19 protein-coding genes and 1 tRNA gene are annotated in these 20,076 nt (G+C 37.8%); 1 reads left to right on the forward strand and 19 read right to left on the reverse strand.

Translation table 11 applies throughout. The annotated features are described in order from the left end of the window. Nucleotides 1-5: 5 nt before the first annotated feature. From htpX to DYE54_RS02150, 12 genes are all read right to left on the reverse strand, one after another. Nucleotides 6-869: a zinc metalloprotease HtpX gene (htpX, locus tag DYE54_RS02095; RefSeq protein WP_115309680.1), complete on the reverse strand. Its 864-nt coding sequence runs from the start codon at nt 867-869 to the stop codon at nt 6-8. 41 nt (nt 870-910) lie between these two features. Further along, nucleotides 911-987 (reverse strand) — tRNA-Pro (locus tag DYE54_RS02100). A 65-nt stretch (nt 988-1,052) separates the two neighbouring features. Continuing rightward, nucleotides 1,053-1,979: a homoserine kinase gene (gene thrB / locus DYE54_RS02105; RefSeq protein ID WP_115309681.1), complete on the reverse strand. Its 927-nt coding sequence runs from the start codon at nt 1,977-1,979 to the stop codon at nt 1,053-1,055. Between the two features lie 9 nt (nt 1,980-1,988). Further along, nucleotides 1,989-3,278 (reverse strand): homoserine dehydrogenase, encoded by a 1,290-nt coding sequence (locus DYE54_RS02110; RefSeq protein WP_115309682.1) that lies wholly within the window; start codon nt 3,276-3,278, stop codon nt 1,989-1,991. A gap of 103 nt (nt 3,279-3,381) precedes the next feature. Continuing rightward, nucleotides 3,382-3,831 carry an ACT domain-containing protein gene (locus DYE54_RS02115; RefSeq protein ID WP_115309683.1) on the reverse strand — a complete coding sequence of 150 codons (450 nt, stop codon included), beginning with the start codon at nt 3,829-3,831 and terminating at the stop codon, nt 3,382-3,384. Next, nucleotides 3,824-4,840 (reverse strand): lysylphosphatidylglycerol synthase transmembrane domain-containing protein, encoded by a 1,017-nt coding sequence (locus tag DYE54_RS02120; protein WP_115309684.1) that lies wholly within the window; start codon nt 4,838-4,840, stop codon nt 3,824-3,826. The genes DYE54_RS02115 and DYE54_RS02120 overlap by 8 nt, the downstream gene beginning before the upstream one ends. Continuing rightward, the gene (locus tag DYE54_RS02125) at nt 4,837-5,688 is read right to left on the reverse strand and encodes a ChbG/HpnK family deacetylase (protein ID WP_115309685.1); all 852 of its coding nucleotides are present in this window, start codon (nt 5,686-5,688) and stop codon (nt 4,837-4,839) included. Before DYE54_RS02125 ends, DYE54_RS02120 begins: the two co-directional genes overlap by 4 nt. 132 nt (nt 5,689-5,820) lie before the next feature. Beyond that, nucleotides 5,821-6,264, reverse strand: a complete 444-nt coding sequence (gene larC2, locus DYE54_RS02130) for a nickel pincer cofactor biosynthesis protein LarC2 (protein ID WP_115309686.1) — start codon at nt 6,262-6,264, stop codon at nt 5,821-5,823. Nucleotides 6,265-6,316: 52 nt separating this feature from the next. After that, nucleotides 6,317-7,093 carry a nickel pincer cofactor biosynthesis protein LarB gene (gene larB, locus DYE54_RS02135; protein ID WP_115309687.1) on the reverse strand — a complete coding sequence of 259 codons (777 nt, stop codon included), beginning with the start codon at nt 7,091-7,093 and terminating at the stop codon, nt 6,317-6,319. After that, nucleotides 7,086-7,886: a TrmH family RNA methyltransferase gene (locus tag DYE54_RS02140; protein ID WP_115309688.1), complete on the reverse strand. Its 801-nt coding sequence runs from the start codon at nt 7,884-7,886 to the stop codon at nt 7,086-7,088. Before DYE54_RS02140 ends, larB begins: the two co-directional genes overlap by 8 nt. Before the next feature lie 96 nt (nt 7,887-7,982). Beyond that, on the reverse strand, nt 7,983-9,773 hold the full coding sequence (locus DYE54_RS02145; RefSeq protein ID WP_115309689.1) for an ABC transporter ATP-binding protein: 1,791 nt from the start codon (nt 9,771-9,773) through the stop codon (nt 7,983-7,985). Then, complete coding sequence (locus DYE54_RS02150; RefSeq protein WP_115309690.1) at nt 9,766-11,526, reverse strand: ABC transporter ATP-binding protein; 1,761 nt, start codon at nt 11,524-11,526, stop codon at nt 9,766-9,768. The genes DYE54_RS02145 and DYE54_RS02150 overlap by 8 nt, the downstream gene beginning before the upstream one ends. Nucleotides 11,527-11,749: 223 nt before the next feature. Here DYE54_RS02150 and tpx point away from each other — a divergent pair, with 223 nt between their 5' ends. After that, nucleotides 11,750-12,265, forward strand: a complete 516-nt coding sequence (tpx, locus tag DYE54_RS02155) for a thiol peroxidase (RefSeq protein ID WP_115309691.1) — start codon at nt 11,750-11,752, stop codon at nt 12,263-12,265. Nucleotides 12,266-12,380: 115 nt separating this feature from the next. On the opposite strand, the gene DYE54_RS02160 is transcribed toward tpx, so the two are convergent. The 7 genes from DYE54_RS02160 to DYE54_RS02190 all read right to left on the reverse strand — a co-directional run bounded on the left by DYE54_RS02160 (nt 12,381) and on the right by DYE54_RS02190 (nt 20,023). Then, nucleotides 12,381-13,715, reverse strand: coding sequence for an amidohydrolase (locus DYE54_RS02160; protein ID WP_115309692.1), 1,335 nt, complete (start codon nt 13,713-13,715; stop codon nt 12,381-12,383). A 122-nt stretch (nt 13,716-13,837) separates the two neighbouring features. Beyond that, entirely contained in the window at nt 13,838-15,082 is a 1,245-nt protein-coding gene (locus DYE54_RS02165) for an adenosylhomocysteinase (protein ID WP_115309693.1), read from the reverse strand. A gap of 99 nt (nt 15,083-15,181) precedes the next feature. Then, a complete protein-coding gene (mtnA, locus tag DYE54_RS02170) occupies nt 15,182-16,234 on the reverse strand; it encodes an S-methyl-5-thioribose-1-phosphate isomerase (protein ID WP_115311065.1) in 1,053 nt (350 codons plus the stop codon). A gap of 47 nt (nt 16,235-16,281) precedes the next feature. Next, entirely contained in the window at nt 16,282-17,103 is an 822-nt protein-coding gene (mtnP, locus tag DYE54_RS02175) for an S-methyl-5'-thioadenosine phosphorylase (protein WP_115309694.1), read from the reverse strand. A 232-nt stretch (nt 17,104-17,335) separates the two neighbouring features. Continuing rightward, a complete protein-coding gene (hslO, locus tag DYE54_RS02180; RefSeq protein WP_115309695.1) occupies nt 17,336-18,220 on the reverse strand; it encodes an Hsp33 family molecular chaperone HslO in 885 nt (294 codons plus the stop codon). A 39-nt stretch (nt 18,221-18,259) separates the two neighbouring features. Beyond that, nucleotides 18,260-18,718 carry a 6,7-dimethyl-8-ribityllumazine synthase gene (gene ribH / locus DYE54_RS02185; protein ID WP_115309696.1) on the reverse strand — a complete coding sequence of 153 codons (459 nt, stop codon included), beginning with the start codon at nt 18,716-18,718 and terminating at the stop codon, nt 18,260-18,262. A gap of 108 nt (nt 18,719-18,826) precedes the next feature. Continuing rightward, nucleotides 18,827-20,023 carry a bifunctional 3,4-dihydroxy-2-butanone-4-phosphate synthase/GTP cyclohydrolase II gene (locus DYE54_RS02190; RefSeq protein ID WP_115309697.1) on the reverse strand — a complete coding sequence of 399 codons (1,197 nt, stop codon included), beginning with the start codon at nt 20,021-20,023 and terminating at the stop codon, nt 18,827-18,829. Nucleotides 20,024-20,076: the final 53 nt, after the last annotated feature.

Raw genomic sequence — 20,076 nt, forward strand, 5'->3', positions numbered from 1 at the left:
TCCTCCTAGCGCATGCGCGCAGCTAATTCTTTTAATTTTTCAATACGAGATGTTGTACTTGGATGCGTACTAAATAAAGAGCTCGTAAAGTCCTTTACATTACTTAAAGGATTAATAATAAACATATGAGCTGTTGTGCCTACTTGTGATTCACTAGTTGGCAACGCTCCATACTTGGAATAATAATCGATTTTTCCAAGGGCCGATGCTAAGGATAAAGGTTTACCACTCATTTCAGCGCCACCTTCATCCGCTAAATATTCACGTGAACGTGAAATCGCCATTTGAATTAACGCAGCGGCAATCGGTGCTAAAATGATAGTTGCTAACATAGCAATTGGATTACCACCTTCACGGTCATCACTACGACCAAAAATGGCAAAGAACTGCATCATATTAGCAATCATCGTAATAACCCCAGCAATACTAGCAGCAATGGTACTAATCAATGTATCACGATGTTTAATATGGGTTAACTCGTGAGCTAATACCCCTTCAATCTCATCATCTGTTAATAACTCCATAATGCCTGTTGTTACCGCTACAGCCCCATGTTCTGGGTTACGGCCAGTAGCAAAAGCATTAGGTACTTTAGAATCGATAATATACACCTTTGGCATTGGTAAATTACCACGCTTGGCTAAGCTAGCTACCATATTGTACAAATCAGGATTGTCCGTCGCAGATACTTGGCGGGCATTGTACATGCTGAGGACAATCTTATCACTATTCCAATAACTGAACAAGTTCATCCCCATAGAAAAAATAAACATCGTTAGAAGACCAGTCTTGCCCGCGACTAACTGTCCAATTACCATTAATAAACCAGTCATCAATGCCAGTAAAACAGCTGTCTTTACATTATTCATAGTTTTTGTTTGCCTCTTTCTTAAATATATTGTTTTACACATGGTCGGAACGACAAGATTTGAACTTGCGACCTCTACCACCCCAAGGTAGCGCTCTACCAAGCTGAGCTACGTCCCGATGAATAGTATTATATCAACAAATTTGAAAAATATCTATTCACACTCTAATTATATAGTAATTACCTACTTTTGGCAATTTATGTAGCTAGCACCCACCGTATCTGCTTCTACTATATAAGCATGACAAGCAATGTTATTTTGAACAAATATCTCTGCCATAGCTTCCTTTACTTGGTTTACTGATTGTCTAGAACAATAAGCAATTAAAGTAGAGCCAGAGCCACTAATAGTAGCGCCATAGGCCCCCTGTTCGAGTGCTACTTTAAATACATCATCACAATAAGGGATTAGCGATTTACGATAAGGCACATGTAAATAATCTTCAAGAGCTATGCGCAAATAGTCTAACTTATGTTGTAATAAAGCCGTAACAAATAAGGTAGCATGGCTCACATTGGCTACCGCTTCTTTATGAGCAATTGCCTTTGGTAATACACTGCGAGCATATTCGGTAGACACGATTACGTCCGGTACCACTACAGCAAAAACTAACTCATCTGGCAACGTTACTGTCGTATACAATAAACCCTGTTCATGATTAACAGCACAAACTAAATTACCAAGTAACGCAGGCGCTACATTATCAGGATGTCCTTCAATCTCATTAGCAAGTAGAAGTAACTCATGTTTACTCAAAGGCGTGGCTAGAGTCGCATTGGCTAATAAAAGACCTGCTACAATTGCTGTAGAACTACTGCCTAACCCACGAGATGGAGGAATAGCAGCCTCGCTATGAATAGTGCCATATATAGGACTTACTGCAACTTTAGCAAAAACTTGTTGCATAGCATAACCAACTAGATTATTAGCTTGATCTTCCTTGGCTAATAATTCTGCATCAAAGCCGTCAAAAGTATAAGTATTACATGTCGCTGTTTCATCAGGCATAAAGGTAAATGTATTGTATAACTCTAACGCTAGGCCTAATGAATCAAATCCAGGTCCACAATTGGCACTAGTAGCAGGCACTTTTACAACAATTGGATTCATTCTTACCTCCTAATCCGCCATAATAGGGATAACGCTCCCCACTTCTCGGACAACGCGTAGATTATTAAAGGCATTGATTACATTTACAATGTAAGAGCGAGGACAGGAAGAAGTTACAATGGCAATCGTAGATGTCGTTTCACTTTCGTTACGTTGGGTAACGGCTTGCACGGAAATACGTTGTTCAGCAAGCTTTGTGGCTACTTTAGCAAGAACACCAGTGGAATTATCTACTAGAATTCGAATATAGTAAGATGATTCAATTTTACCAGAAGCATATAAGTTTTTTTCTGAGAAATAGAATGGTTGTAAAGCCCCCAAATGATGGGTTCGAATATTTTTAGCTACTTCCATAACATCGCCTACGATGGAACTCCCCGTTGGCAAACTTCCTGCCCCACGGCCGTAGAACATAGCATCGTCAATACCATTGCCTTTTACATATAATGCATTATATGAACCACGAACAGATGCCAATGGATGATCGCTTGAAATAAAGGATGGATGCACATTTAAAGACAACCCTTTTTTTGTCTCCTTAGCAATCCCTAATAATTTAATGGTATATCCAAATTCCTTGCCAAAAGCAATGTCGGTCGCATCAATTTTGGTAATCCCTTCAACCGATACATCTTCGAAGAAAATACGACGATTAAAGGCAATAGAAGATAAAATGGCCAGTTTACGTGCTGCATCTAATCCTTCTACATCTGCCGTAGGATCAGCCTCAGCATAGCCTAAAGCTTGCGCTTCAGCCAACACTTCTTGATAACCGGCCCCTTTTTCCGTCATATTAGATAATATAAAATTAGTTGTACCATTTAAAATGCCGACAATTTCTGTAATCCGATTGCCCGCTAAGGATTCATACAGTGTACGGATAATTGGAATTCCACCAAGCACACTCGCTTCATATCGCAAATCAACTTTATGTTTGGCCGCTAAATCCAATAAGAATGGCCCAGCTTCCGCCAATAAATCCTTGTTAGCCGTAACCACACTTTTCCCTAAGGTTAATGCTTTTTCTACACATTCACGAGCAAAGGTTGTGCCCCCCATAACTTCAACAACAACTTGAATCGTGGGATCTGTAAATACATCTTCTACAGATTCTACAAATTGTGTACCTTCCGGTAAAGCTATATGACTATATTTTGCTTTATTACGAACATAAATCTTAGTCACTTGAAGTGGCGCACCCACTCGATTAGCAATTAAATCGCCATTTTTTACAAGTAATTCAAAAGTTCCTTGACCTACTGTACCAAAACCCAGTAGCGCTACTTTAATTGATTCCATACTATCCTCTCTCTTTAAAGGAGTGCCCCGGCCTATGTATATAAGTCGGGGCTCTGCCTATATGTGTAATTAATGGTAATAAATTTAAACCACAAGTCATTAATTATGCTTGACCTAAAATTTCTACACGTAAAATCCCACGAATAGAACGAATATTATTTAAACATTCTTCTAACGATGTAGACAAATCTTTAGTTTCAAAAGCAATTGTTACATTCGCAATTCCTTGAAGTGGAATATCTTGATTGATAGTCAAGATACTACCATTACTTTCCGCAATGGTCCGTAAAATACTAGATAACATACCAGCTTCATTGGACATGGAGATAGTAATAGATACAATCTTACCTTGAGCAATTTCATAAAATGGGAATACATAATCTTTATACTTATAATAAGCCGAACGACTTAAATCCATACGTTCTACTGCTTCGTTAATTGTTTTAGCTTCCCCTAATTTTAAAATTTCTTTTACTTTAATCGTTTTTTTAATCGCTTCTGGAAGAATATCTTCTTGTACCAAATAAAATTTGTCTTTTTTTAACTTAGCCAATGTTCTTACCTCCATTTTCTCCTTCAGCTGCCGTCGCGCCAGCAACAAATTGACGGCCGTATAATGTAAAGACGGAATACATACCAATAAAAAATGGTAAATATTCAGCTACCACACGCCAACCAACCGCCACGATGCCAACAGTCCCTACCGGCAAGAATGAAGTAAACAAATAAATAAATAATCCCTCTGCTACGCCTGTACCACCTGGTGTAGGCGCAAAATACAAAATTAAATTTAACAATATCATACGACTGAGGATTTCCACAATCGGTATATCCCAAGTAAAGGCACACATAAGAGCTGGCGCAATAGCATATAATGCTAACAAGCTTAAACCAGATTCTATGAATACCAATAATGACTGAAATGGTTTAGCATATAATAATGAAAACCCCTCATTTAGCTCCGTTAGCTTAGCTAACCACGCCTTAGGGTTTCCTTTTTTTACCCGCTCAGCCATAAGATAGACAAACCGTTTCATTAAATTAGTTCGCAGCACATATAGACCAACAATAGTGCAAATAACCAAAAATAGTGAAATTTCTAGCAATGCTTCACGACTAATATAAGGAATTGTAATGGAGCTATGTAAAAAAATAACAGGCAACATTACAATTAAAAATAAAATAGAAAATACAGTACGAATTAGTACAATGGGAGCCCCTTTCATAACAGGCACACCATAACTTTTAAGAATGAGTACTTGAGCAACTGCACCACCACTAGCACCAGGCGTCAACATGGCCATAAAGTAGTTACCAAAGATAACACGCAAAATAGCTATAATTGGCAAATCATACCCACCAATGTGAACGAGCCGTTGTAACCGTAACCCGTCAAAATACATTCCCACAGCTAAGGCTAATAATGCTAATAATAAAGAACTAATATTAAAAGTTTCCAATGTTGCTAAAGCCGCTAAATCAATCGTAAAGTAAATGGTAAGCCCTGAGATTATGACCAACACTAAACCTAAGAAAAGCCCCCGTTTTACAACTTTATTCATTCACACTCACCATAATTAACTAGCTGAATCTGGTGGAACTGAATAAATTGTTTTACTGGTTCTGCACACATTGCGGCCAATTCGCCTTCCCAATGGTAATTCCAAGGATATAACGCATTAAGAATTCTGTCATTATTACCTGGATGTGTCATAATTTCATGACTGCCTCTAGTAGTAGCTACGCGCTGAAGAATTTCCATTAATCGTTCTTCCGTCAACTGACCACCAGCCATCATACCCCAAAAGTAACGAGGAGACCATATCTTCATTTTACTCGATAACGTATACGCCTTATCCGCTACTTCTGCTAACCCGACTTTACCAGCAAATCGCCCCCACTGATTAATGCCATTACGGAAAAAACGGTCCTCAGCGGGAATTCTCATTTTTTTAATACCATAACGACGTAATAAAGTAACCATAATTGGTGTAATTTGTGGTAATACATGAAGATGTTGATGACCATCTGCATGCGTAATCGGTAAACCAGAGGAAACAACTTTTTCAAATTGTTTGTCCAATTCTTTATACACTTCTTCAAAATTAATTTGCCCCATCATGGCTTTTTTTACAAATTCAGGATAGGACATGAGAAAGCGCCCGTTTTCTAATAAGGTTGGTACTTCCTCTTCGGCACAGAGAGGTTTTAAACCACCTACTAAGGCTGTATGTACACCAATACCTAATTGAGGTGTTGCTTTAGCAAGCGTAACAGCTTGATCAAAAGCATCGCCATTAGCTAGTAAGGATGTACTTGTAATAATCCCCTCAGTATGCCCCTTAATGATACCTTCGTTGACAGCTTCATGTAAGCCAAAATCGTCGGCATTAACTATTAATCGAATCATACGCACCTTCTATTCTTTTAATCCTTGTTCATATAAAGAGGATATATGTTATTTTAACATATGTCTATTGGTAGTGTATAGTGTTATTTTGTGATTATACTATTAATTTTAAGAATAGTTTATAAAATACACCTACATATCTTGTTGTAATTGATGCCAAATACGTTGTTGTAACTCCTTTAATGAAATTTGTAATGCTTTTGAAGCCTTATACAGATCTTCATACTCCAAAGAGGTATTAACTAGGCGTCCTTTATGATAAGCGCGCTTGATGTGAATAACATGACCTTCATAAGTTAATTCACTAAATTCTCGATCACAAATAACACGATTTACAGGATAATATCGAAACCCTATGGTCGTTGTATTTTGAAAAATAATATCACTAAGCTCATTCAGTTGATTCGTAGCCCCTAATACGCTAAGTAAAATAGCCGGTCGGCCCTTTTTCATAATAATAGGTGTTAACCACGCATCATTAGCGCCAGCTTGGAGTAATACATCAAGTAACGGACCATAAAATTCTGGATTCATATTATCGATATTAGCCTCAATTTGTATTAAATCTGTCTCCATAAAGCCGCCTCCCCTTCTTTCTTATTTAATGACAAACAGTCAAAATTGGCTATTACCGCTGACTATTAATCACATGGGCCAATCGACCAGCTCCAAAGCCATTATCAATGTTAACGACACCGACACCAGCTGCACAAGAATTAAGCATAGATAATAACGCAGCTAGTCCCTTAAAATTTGCACCATAGCCCACACTAGTCGGTACAGCAATAATCGGCTTAGTTACAAGGCCACCGACTACACTCGCTAAGGCTCCTTCCATACCAGCTACGACAATGACCACGTTAGCAGCCTGAATATCGCTTAAACGATGAAATAGCCGGTGAATACCAGCTACCCCTACATCGTAAATACGCTTTACTTCATTCCCCATTAGTTCAGCTGTTAAAGCAGCTTCTTCCGCAATAGGAATATCACTTGTCCCTGCTGTCACAACAGCAATTGAACGGTCTTCATTTTGTAAGGACCAATCACTACGTCGATATAAAATACGACTAGTTGCATCATATTGTAAATCAGGAATGAATGGCAACAATGCCTCATAAATACTTTGGCGACCACGAGTGCCCATATAAGTACCATAATGTAAATTCAATTCCTTAAATATTGTAATACACTGTTCATCTGTTTTACCTTCACAATATACAACTTCAGGAAATCCTTGTCGCTTAGCCCTGTCTAAATCAATAACTGCCTCTTGCAATGTAGATACTGTACGTTCGTCACGAATTTCATGACTTACAATATCATTAATAGCTTGTTCACAAGCTGCTAATGATATATGTCCTGCCTTATAGGCCTCTAATAATTCACTAACCGATTTATTCATTCTTTAACCAACTCTCTCTCACCGCATACATGCATAAAGCACTGGCTACTGCTAAATTCAAAGATTCGATAGGCCCATACATAGGAATTGTAATCCGCTCATGGGCAATGTCAAACCAAGGGTCACTTAATCCATTCGCTTCATTGCCCAATAACACTAAAGTGGCTGGTGCAAAATCAACATTTTGAATTGGTTTGGCCTCATCTAGTGCGGTGGCATACACAGAGACATTGTTTGCTTGTAATAGAGGTAGTACAGTTTCAACAGCTACATTCTCATAAATTGGCAATTTAGTAATAGCACTCATGGTACTGCGTACAGTTTTTTCATTATAAGGATCTACACTCCCTTTGGTTAAAAACAACCCGTTAGCACCAGCAGCTACTGCCGTCCGAATAATAGTTCCTAAATTACCTGGATCTTGTACAGCATCAAGCAGGATGTAAAGACCAACGTCAAAAGTAGCATCAGTAAGCTTATACGCTTGCTTCTTTACGATACCTATCAGACCTTGTCCATGAACAGTACTCTCTAAAGATTTTAATACAGAGTCCTTTACTTGATATACTATAGCCCCCATATGCGCTGCTTTCATGGCCACTGCATAAGCATCGCTCGTCTCATTATGACAATCACTGATGAATATAGTTGATACCAAACCAGTAGGTACCATATCAGCCACCGTTCGTACCCCTTCCGCTAAATATTCACCATACTGTTTGCGATATTTCTTTCGCTGCAAGGACTGCGCATATTTTAATGTCTTATTTTCTTTGGATGTAATAAGTTCCATACGCTTCTCCACTATAGTAATGAATACCGCACAGCAAGTAATAGCATTGCTTGTGCGGTATTAGTTATGTTCACTACATTCTATAATCTTAAATTATTATATCACAACTGACCGCGCTTCCCAAAGAGCAAAGAATGAACCTTTTTGAGCAATTAAGGATTCATAACTACCAGCCTCTACAATTTCACCTTGCTTAATTAAATAAATTTGATTGGCACTACGAATGGTTGATAAACGATGAGCAATGCTAATAATCGTCTTTTCACCACGAATGGTTTTAATTGACTGCTGAATTAATTGCTCGGTATGACTATCAATATGAGCCGTTGCTTCATCAAAAATCAGTATTTGACGATTGCGCACTAATACACGTGCCATAGCCAACAACTGCTTTTGTCCAGTCGATAATAAAGACCCTAAATAGCCTACAGGTGTATTATAACCTTGTGGCAAACGTTCAATCATAGTATGTAAGTGAGCCTTTTTGGCTGCCTCAATAAGGGCTGAATCTGAAATTGTATCATCATAAAGTGATAAATTTTCACGAATCGTCCCCTTAAATAAGTGACTATCCTGGAATACATAGCCCATAACTTCTCGCAATATAGCGGGCGCATATTGATTCGTATCATGGCCATTAATGCGAATAGTCCCTTTAGTGGGACGATAAAACCCCATTAATAAAGCCATCAATGTTGATTTACCACCACCCGAAGGACCTACAATACCAATAAACTGCCCACCATGAATTGTCATAGAAATATCTTTTAAGGCATACGTTTCAGAATTATCATAAGAGAACCAAACATGATCAAATTCAATCGTCTCAATAGTTTTAAATTCTTCTGGAATTGTAATAGATTCAATGGCAGTATCGGCTTCTTCATTAATAATCGGTACAAGTCGTTCAGCACCGGCTAAGGCACTTTGTAAATTATTATACTTTTCGGCAATTTCTTTTAAAGGCTGGAAAAATTTATCCATATATTGAATAAAAGCAAACACCGTGCCAGCTTCTGTAACTGAGTCAAACCAATTGGTAAAACTAAAAATAGCAATAAAAATAACAAATAACATGCCATCTACAATCGGTCTAAAAATAGCAAATGTCTTAACTTCAAATAAACCAGCTTGTAAAAACTCACGACTAATGCGGTCATATTGCTTAGCCATGATGCTTTCCCCAACATAAGACTTAATAACTACGATAAAATTAAGCATTTCTTGCACTGATGTATTAGAGGCCGCCAGTTTTGTGCGAACTCCTCTAAAGGCTTTTCGTGCATATTTTTGATAAACAAAAATTAAAACAGCCATTAATGGTACCAGCAAAGAAACAACGGAGGCTAATTTAACGTTTAAGAAAAACATCGAAATTAAGATGCCAATTATCATCAAGGTACTACTGCCTAATTTCAAGACCACATCCGTATATAGAGTACGCAATGATTCCGTATCATTCGTTACCCGTGTCACTAAATTACCAATTGGTAATTCACCAAAATGAGCCGGTGTACGTGCTAGTATCTTAGCAAAAACTGTATTGCGAATTTCAAAGATAATGCGTTGTCCAAACTGCTGCAACGTATAATTGTGTACAAACATAGCCACAATGCTAAATGTAATCGTCAGAAAATAAAGGCCTGCATATTCTAAAATAATGCCTACATCGCGCTGTGGAAACGCTGTATCAATGACACGTTTAATAAGCATAGGGCGTATTAATTCAAGACTAAGCGCAAATAATAGAAACAAAGCCGCCCAAATCAGTAAAAATTTATGAGGACTAATATATTGACCTAAACGTCGCAATAACAAGATGTCTTCATGTTTAGTCAATGTAGTCTCTTCTTGCACGGTATACGAACTCGTATGTTGCTTACTCATGGGGCACCTCCTTTGTCGCCATAATAGCTTCAGTCTCATCTAATGACTCATCAATTTGCTGTGCATACAACCTACAATATTCACCATTAAGCGACAATAGCTCTTCGTGTGTCCCCTGTTCGACTATAGTGCCATTTTTAAATACCACAATACGATCAGCTTCTTGAAGAGCTTCTAATCGCTGTGAAATAAATAATAATGTTTGTTTTCGGCCTTGCCGTAATGTTTTAATTATACGTCCCGCACTAATGGTATCGAGCGCTGAAAAACTGTCATCCAATAACAAATAAGGCGCATTTTTATATAAACCACGCGCAATATTTACGCGTTGTTTTTGACCACCTGATAAATCAGTACCGCCTTCTTTAAGTCGCTTGGCTGCTGGTGCTAAGCGTTCACTTAAATCACGTGTTAATGCGGCACGCTCTGCAGCTTCAGCAAGGACTAAGGTATGATTAGAAGCTTCCCCGAAGGCAATATTTTCCCCTAGCGTAGTACCTAACAAATACGGTTCAGGCGGTACGTAGGCAATACTACGACGCAATACTTGAAGCGGTAATTGAGTGATGTCTTCTTCACCAATGTATATACTATGAGCTGGTGTATCATGCAGACGTAATAATAATTTAAATAAAGTGGATTTTCCTGAACCAGGCCCCCCTACTATGCCAATAAACTCACCCGGTTTCACAGTTAAATTAACCTCGTGTAGCATAGGCTCCTTAGTTTCAGGATACGTAAATGTTAAATTTTTTATTTCAATCGTTGAAAGGGATAATTCTCGTTCATCCTGCGTCAATGCCTCTTCTTCAATCATAAGAAAGTCATAGATACGATCTAATGAGGCTAAGCCCTTTTGTAAAACAGATAACAAAGAACCAATCCCCATAATGGGACCAATAATTAAACTTAGATAGCCATTAATCGCTACAAAATCCCCTACAGAAATTTCATTAGCAATAATGAGTCGTCCGCATATAAAAATAGCAATAGCATGACACATAAAAGGTGCCACAAATGTCAAAGGAGCTAATATAGCGTCTAATAAGGCCACTAGCATATTTTTTTCATAATTAACCTTATTAATATGCTGAAAACGCCATAAACTGCGCATTTCACGATTGAACGCACGAATAACAGGCATACCTAGGAATAATTCCTGAGCAAACTCAGTCAAATCACTATAGGTATTTTGGGCTTCTTTTTGACGTTGCCGCATACGACGACTTACATAAAGCATACCAAATAAGATAAATGGCATAGGTAATAACGTCATGACAGTTAGTGACACACTTATTTCTTTAGCCATTAAAAAGAAAGAGCAAATGCCAAAGAAAATGGCATCCACTAAAATCATAACCCCAAGCCCTAATGACACCCGCAATGATGTCACGTCGTTAGTCATCAGCGCCATAACCTTACCAGGGCCATTTTTCTCATAATACGCTGTAGGAATATAAAGGGCATGATCAAAAAGACGTCGACGCAATAAAAACTCAAAACGGCGAATCGATCCTAGTAGTAGATGACGAGAACCAAACTTCAAAATAGTAATGGTAAGACCTAATATAAAAAAGTACCCTATATACGTAGTAAGGCCTTCCTTACCATAATATAAGGTGTTAATGGCTTCCCCAGTAAGTCGCGGTACATAGAGGAATAATATATTAATTGTTATCAATAGGACAATCCCTAGTAAGTAGATAGGGCCATAGCCTTTGAAGAACTGTGAAAAAATAGTAAGTTTTTTCATTATGTTTATCTCCAGTTGTCATTTTATTTATATTTGTATCTCGTAAGATTACATTATATGCTTCTATTGTATCATATAAACCACAACATCGAAAATTATCAATTTTTATTTTACTTCTGTCATACAGCATGATATACTTAATAGTGTCAAGAGAGTGTACATTTAAACGCTCTATTAAGAACAGGTATGAATTTTGAAATTAATCTTTAGGAGGTTATTTATTATGGAAAAACGTACTGGCGTAATTACTTTCGCAGGTAACCCAATGACATTAGTAGGTAAAGAAGTAAAAGTTGGCGACGCAGCGCCTGACTTTACTGTTTTAGATAATGGTTTAGCAGCAAAATCTTTGAAAGACTTCGAAGGTAAAGTAAAAATTATCTCTGTAGTGCCTTCCCTTGATACTGGCGTTTGTGACGCTCAGACTCGTTGGTTCAACAAAGAAGCGACTGAACTTTCCAACGACGTAGTTGTATTAACTATCTCTATGGACCTTCCTTTCGCTCAGAAACGTTGGTGTGGTGCCGCTGGTGTTGAAAATGTAGTAACTCTTTCCGACCACAAAGATGCAAGCTTCGGTGAAGCTTATGGTTTCTTAATTGAAGAACTTCGTTTGTTAACTCGTGGTATCGTAGTAATCGGTAAAGACGACAAAGTTGCTTATGTTGAATACGTACCAGAAGTAACTCAGGCTGTTAACTTCGATGCAGCTGTTGATGCTGTAAAAAAATTAATCTAATACGTTAATTTTACTTGTTATCCCGTTCTACGTTATTTTTTACTAAGGTAGACATGATAATATGTACGCCAAAGAGGCTGTAGCATTTGCTACAGCCTCTTTTTTATGAAAAAATTTACTTTGCAAATATTTCTGTTTTACTCATTACATCATAACGCAATTGTTCTTCGTCAATCGTTAATAATTCACGGTCTTTCATTACGACTTTACCGGCCACAATTGTCGTTTGCACGTCTGATGAATTAGCCGCATATACTAACGAAGCCACATCATTATAACGTGGTAACCAGTGCATGCCCGTTACATCATATAAACAAATATCAGCGCGGTAGCCTTCTTTAATAAGACCCAAATCTTGATAATCGAGTACTTTAGCACCTTCCACTGTACCTAATGCTAACGCTTGATGAGCTGGAATAGCTTTAGGATCAAAATGTGTTGCCTTATGCAAAGTAGCGGCTAAACGTACTTCTTCAAGCATATCAGCATTATTGTTGCTAGCAGAACCATCAGTACCAAGTCCAACGGTAATCCCCTTAGCCAACATAGCAGGTACATTGGCAATACCACTAGCTAATTTTAGATTTGATTGTGGATTATGGGCTACACGAACGTTTTTAGCTTTCATAATATCTAAATCTTCATCCGTTAGATGAACACCATGAGCCGCTACACAACCCGTATCAAACACACCTAAGTCATTAAAGTGTGCAATTGGCGTTTTACCAGTTGCTTTAACAACATTTTCTACTTCCCCTTTGGTTTCACAAAGATGAATGTGTATTTGTGCACCAATGTCATGACTCAAATCCATTACTTTACGCATATAATCATCTGGACAAGTATAAGGTGCATGAGGTCCTAACATAACTTTAATTCGCTCATGATCAAAGCCATGCCAATGTTCAAATAATTCTCGACTTTCTACTAAGGCCTGTTCAGCGGTGGGCGCTATCCCAGCCATCCCACGGGATAAAACAGCACGAATCCCCGTTTCTTTTACTACTTTAGCTGTATCTTCCATAAAGAAATACATATCACTAAAGCATGTAGTCCCACTACGGAACATTTCAGCGACGCCAAGACGAGTTCCCACTTCCACCAAATCATTAGTCAATTTAGCTTCAGCTGGCCAGATTTCATTTTGAAGCCAATCCATTAGCTCCAAATCGTCAGCATAATTGCGAAATAACCCCATAGCAATATGCGTATGAGTATTAATTAAACCTGGGGCTGCTACTCGGCCATTACCATCTAATATGTAGGCTGCATTACCGCATTCTTTAGTAATGAGTTCCTGACCAAATGGTGTTTTACTTTCTTCCTCTGTCAAAATTTTATTAATATAGCCATCTTTGATAATCAATGTTACATTACGTAACATATCTTTGCCAGATTCAGCAGATTCTCCTGTAATACAATCTATATTGCGAATTACAATATCAGCCATTATTATCTCCTTATTATGATTTACTGTATGTGGTTCTAATTTATTAAGTGATTCAGTTCTAATCTATATTTCCTATTATATTTTTATTCTACTTTACTTTAAGGCATTTAACTTGCTATATTCTACTGTACTTTATGTAAGTAATCATATTGTTCCTGAGTTAATGCATCAATATCGTACCCCATAGAATTAAGTTTTACTTTAGCGATACGTACATCTAATTCATGAGGTAAAATATGAACTGTACTTTCCATAGTCGTACCATGATCAAGTAGGTATTCAGCAGCCAATGCTTGCATAGCAAAGGATAAGTCCATAATTTCGGCAGGATGTCCATCACCAGCGGCTAAATTAACAAGACGACCGCCGGCTAACAAGTATAAAGTCCGGCCATCAGCTAATGTGTAACCTTCAATATTTTTACGAACATTTTTATGAGAAACTGCCATATCCGCTAGTTCGACCCCATTGACTTCACAATCAAAATGGCCAGCATTACACATAATCGCTTTGTCTTTCATTACTTCATAGTGCTCTTTGCGAATCACATCTTTACAACCAGTTACGGTAATAAAAATATCACCAATTGGCGCAGCTTCAATCATAGGCATAACTTTAAAACCATCAAAAACTGCTTCAATCGCTTTAATAGGGTCTACTTCGGTAACAATAACATGGGCCCCAAGACCTTTAGCACGCATAGCTACCCCTTTACCACACCAGCCATAACCAGCAACAACTACGTTTTTACCAGTTACAGTTAAATTAGTGGTGCGCATAATGCCATCCCATACGGATTGTCCCGTCCCGTACCGATTATCAAAAAGATATTTACAATAGGAATCATTCACCGCAATCATTGGGAACGTTAATTTATGTTCATTAGCCAACGCATGTAAACGATGTACCCCTGTGGTTGTTTCTTCAGAGCCGCCAATAAGACGTTCTTTAGCATCTGTACGAGTGGTATGTAATAAATTAACAAGATCGCCCCCATCATCAATGATAATATGAGGTTTATGATCTAGCGCTTTATTCAAAAACATAAAGTATTCGTCTTCAGTGCAATCATGCCATGCATATACAGTAAGTCCCATATCTACTAAGGCTGCTGCCACATCATCTTGAGTAGATAAAGGATTAGAGCCTGTAACAATTACATCAGCACCAGCTTCTTTTAATACCGTGGATAAATATGCCGTCTTAGCTTCTAAATGAACACTGACTACCACGGTTTTACCTTCAAATTTATGACTGGCTTTAAACTCTTCTCGTAAACTATTAAGAGCGGGCATAAAATTAGATACCCATTCAATTTTTTTACGACCTTCTGGTGCTAATTTAATATCTCTAATTAATGATTCCATTCTAAACCTCTTCTTTCAAACTGTATTATTTGGGTTACATTGAAATTCAACTAACGCTATGAATTTTAATAATATGATATGAGTATTATCATAGATAGACTATTTAATAATTTTTTTAGCCATATCAGCGATAGACTTATTATACGGTGCTGTCAATACACCTTCTTCTGTAATAATAGCACTTACTAACTCATGAGGAGTCACATCAAATGCAGGATTTAACACTTCAATATCAGTAGGCGCTGTAGGAATTCCTCCAAAACACAAAACTTCTTCAGGACTGCGCATTTCAATTGGAATATCGGATCCTTTTTGTAACGTAAAATCAAACGTACTGTAAGGTGCCGCTACATAAAATGGAATATTATGAGCCTTAGCTGCTAAGGCCACACCATAGGTACCAATTTTATTGGCTACATCCCCCTCTGTCGTAATCCGATCAGCACCAACAATAACAGCATCAATAAGTCCTTGTTGCATAGCATAAGCAGCCATATTATCAGTTAGTAACGTAACGGGAATACCATCATGATGAAGCTCAAAAGCTGTTAAGCGAGCCCCTTGTAATAAAGGACGAGTTTCATCGGCATATACTCGTTCTAATTGGCCCTGACTATATAATTCACGAACCACACCAAGCGCTGTACCTAGGCCTGCCGTTGCTAAGGCGCCTGCATTACAATGGGTCAAAATACGAATGCCTTTTTTACCTTCAAATAACGTAGCACCAGCTTTAGCCATAGCTTCATTTAAGCGTTGATCTTCTAAGTCAATCGCTTTAGCTTCAGCTTCAATCAGTGGTAACGCAGCCACCATAGTATCACAAGGAAATACAATATTCGTCACAATGCGATCAATAGCCCAAGCCAAATTAATAGCTGTTGGTCGAGTTTCTTTTAATATATTAGCAAATTCTAAGAAATTTGCCCGCTGTGTTACTTCATCAGGTGCTGATGCAATAGCTTCACGAGCAGCCAAAATTAAACCGTAACCAGCAGCAACACCTATTGCTGGAGCGCCCCGAACACGTAACTTTTTAATAGCTTCTGCGACTTGTCGCCAATCAGTACAATCAATATATATTTCCTCTGTTGGCAATTGAGTCTGATCTAATAAAATGAGCGATTCTCCATTCCAAGTAATACTTTTCATAGATTGACTTTTTAGTGTATTTAAGGAGCTAACTGCTTCTTGTAAACTCATAGTAAGTCTCCTTCTTTACCAAGAGCAGCTTTGAAACCACCATATTCAGCTAATCGATGATGACAAGGTAAATCTTGGTCTGGATCTAAACGTTCAATTGTTTCAAGAATTAACGCTTTAAAATTATTAGACATCTCGGCCATAATATCAAGTACTTCTTGATGCGTTAATTCTGTTGGCGAAATACCGGCCGCATAATTCGTAACCATAGAAATAGTAGCATAAGCAATTTCAGCTTCACCAGCTAATACTACTTCTGGTACATTAGTCATCCCCACCGTATCAGCCCCTAACATTTTGAACATCTTAATCTCAGCAGGCGTTTCAAAACGAGGACCTTCAGTACATACATATGTACCGCCATTATGAAGTGTAATGTCAAGTTTTTTAGCAGCTTCTTCAATCACAGTACGCAAGGCTGGTGAATACGGATTACCGACCCCTAGATGGACTACTTTTTTACCATGGCCATCAAAGAACGTACTTACACGAGATTTTGTAAAATCTAAAAACTGGTCAACCAATACAAAATGACCAGGCCCAAAATCTTGATTTAAAGAACCTACTGCTGTTGTAGAAATTATCATGGTAACACCTAATTTTTTTAGGCCCCAAATATTAGCGCGATAATTAATTAAATGAGGCGGAATTGAATGTTTCATGCCATGACGAGCTAAAAACACCACTTGTTTACCTTTATAACTGCCTTGTGTATAAGCAATGTCCCCATATGGCGTGGACATGGTTTTCGCTTCAATATTTTCAAACATTGATGGATCATACACACCAGTACCACCAATTACTGCGATTACACCCATTATAGTCACCTCTTTATAAATAATAAAATACAGTAAGTCACAAAATTGTGCACTATCACTATTTGCTATGCTAAAACACGAGTTAAATAAAAGAAAACTCCAGAGCAAGCCCTGGAGAATCCATACCTTAGTTACTGCCCTAAGGCTCGTTTATTCTATTGTACCACATTATAAGTGATTGAGTTAATCATTTGTTTTTGCAAGGTCACCTAAGAGTTATCATAAAATTTGATTAATTAAGTGGTCCTTGAGTAGCTTCATCAAACACTTTTTTTAACTCGTCACGACTAAAATGATATTTTTCATTACAATAATGACAAACTAATTCTGTAGTTTCATCTTTCAGCAATTCTTCTTTATCATGTGGCTGTAGTGTTGCTAAAATTTGTTCAAACCGTTCACGGCTACAAGTACAATTGAAACGAACTTCCCCTTCATATACTTGTTCTTTTGTTAACCCTGCCAGTACTTTATCTACTAAGCCTGCACCATCAGGATGGGCTTCTAAATATTTAGAAATAGGGCCGAGCTCATTAATATTTGCCTCTACCTGTGCTAACGCTTCATCAGTAGCATCTGGCAAGGCTTGTACCAAAAATCCACCGGCTGCTTTAGTCGTTTGATCTGTATTAACCAAAACCCCTAAACTAATCGTAGCTGGAATTTGTTCTGATGTATATAAATAATACGCTAAATCTTCAGCCACTTCACCAGACTGCATAGGGCTTTGAGAGGTATAATCTTGACGTAGCTTAGTGAAACGAGTAACCTGCACTTCACCATCATGACCAACAGCCGCTCCTACATCCAATTTACCTTCATATTTAAGCGGTACTTCCACATGGGGATTATCTACATAGCCACGCACTGTATTATCACTAAACGCGTCTACATGAACAACGCCTAAGGGACCTTTACCATTTAAACGTAAACTAACATTTTCTTCATTTTTAAAGTCACCAGCCATTAAAAGAGCGCCTGTCATAGTACGTCCTAAAGCTGCCGTAGCAACAGGGCTTAAGTCATGACGCACTCTAGCTTCTTCGACTGTATCAGTTGTAACAGCAAAAGCCAAGCGAACCCCCTCTTTGGTGGTATAACGACGAATCATATCCATATAAATATTACTTCCTTCAATTTATTTTTATTTAGTCTCTTAAATTTGTTCTAACAAGTTAACCATTTCAATAGCGCCCATAGCACAATCAAAGCCTTTATTACCGGCTTTAGTGCCAGCGCGTTCAATAGCTTGTTCAATATTTTCAGTTGTTAAAACACCAAACATAACAGGCACTCCTGTTTCAAGGCTAATATGAGCGATACCTTTAGACACTTCACTACATACATAATCATAGTGAGTCGTAGAGCCACGAATTACAGCGCCTACACAAATAATCGCATCATATTTACCACTAAGTGCTGCTTTTTTAGCTACTACAGGAATTTCAAACGCCCCTGGAACCCAAATAGTATTAATATCCTCCTCTTTTACATCATGACGAAGTAATGCATCCATAGCTCCGCCAATTAATTTAGATGTAATAAATTCGTTGAAACGAGAACCAATAATAGCAAAGCGTTTACCTGTGCCTAACAATTTACCTTCTGTAATCATTTGAAATACCTCCTGTATATATATCTTCTTATTATCTTTCTTTACTAGCTTCTTTTACTGTCTTTTACAGTTATTTTTTTACTATTTTTTACAGTTATACTGATTTTATTATAGCAAATGACCCATTTTTTCTTTTTTAGTTTTTAAATAACCTGCATTAACATTGTTAGCTTTAACAATAACAGGCACACGCTTTTTAACTTCAATGCCCCAATGTTCCAAACTTTCTCGCTTTAACGGATTATTCGTTAATAAATCAACGCTTTTAATACCTAAGAAGCGAATAATTTGAGCCGCCAAGGAATATTCACGCATATCTGGTGGGAACCCGAGTTTTACATTTGCTTCCACTGTGTCGAGTCCTTTTTCTTGAAGCGCATAGGCTTTAATTTTATTGGTTAATCCAATGCCACGGCCTTCTTGGCGCATATACACAACTACACCACGACCTTTTTCTTCAATAGTACGTAAAGCATTGTGAAGCTGTTCGCCACAATCACAACGTTTAGAACTAAATACATCACCCGTTAAACATTCTGAGTGAACCCGTACCAACACGTCTTCCTGACCCTTTATATCGCCTTTTACAATAGCTAAGTGTTCTTTATGATCCAAGTAATTTTTGAATACAAAGATTTTAAAATCGCCAAATTCGGTTGGTAAATGAGATTCCGCCGCTAATGTAATAATTGGCTCATGTAATTTACGATATTCAATCAATTCAGCAACAGATGCGATTTTTAAATCATGTTTTTTTGCGAACTCGAGTAAATCATCAAGACGGGCCATACTGCCATCATCTTTTGTAATTTCACAAATAACCGAAGCTTCTTTAAGGCCTGCTAAACGGCACAAATCGATAGACGCTTCTGTATGACCTTGGCGTACCAAGACACCGCCCTCTTTATATTGAAGTGGAAATACATGCCCAGGACGGCGGAAGTCATCAGGACGAGCATTACCTTCAACTAAAGCACGAATGGTAAGCGCTCGCTCATAAGGTGATACACCCGTAGTCGTATCTACATGGTCAACAGACACAGTAAATGCTGTTTCATGATTGTCAGTATTCTTAGTTACCATTTGTGGAATCTGCAATCGATCTAAATCTTCTTTTCTCATAGGCGTACAAACAATACCACGCGCTTCTTTGACCATAAAATTGATATTTTCCATCGTAGCAAATTCAGCGGCTACCATTAAGTCGCCTTCATTTTCACGCTTTTCATCATCTACGATAACAACAGGTTTGCCAATTTTAATATCTGCTAACACTTCATCAATTGTATTTAACGTTCTTGTCATAATAAATATCTCCTTATAGCCTTCAACTAAATGGGCTTATCTAATAACCTCTA

This window comes from Veillonella criceti (assembly GCF_900460315.1).
GTDB classification, from domain to species: Bacteria; Bacillota; Negativicutes; order Veillonellales; family Veillonellaceae; genus Veillonella_A; species Veillonella_A criceti.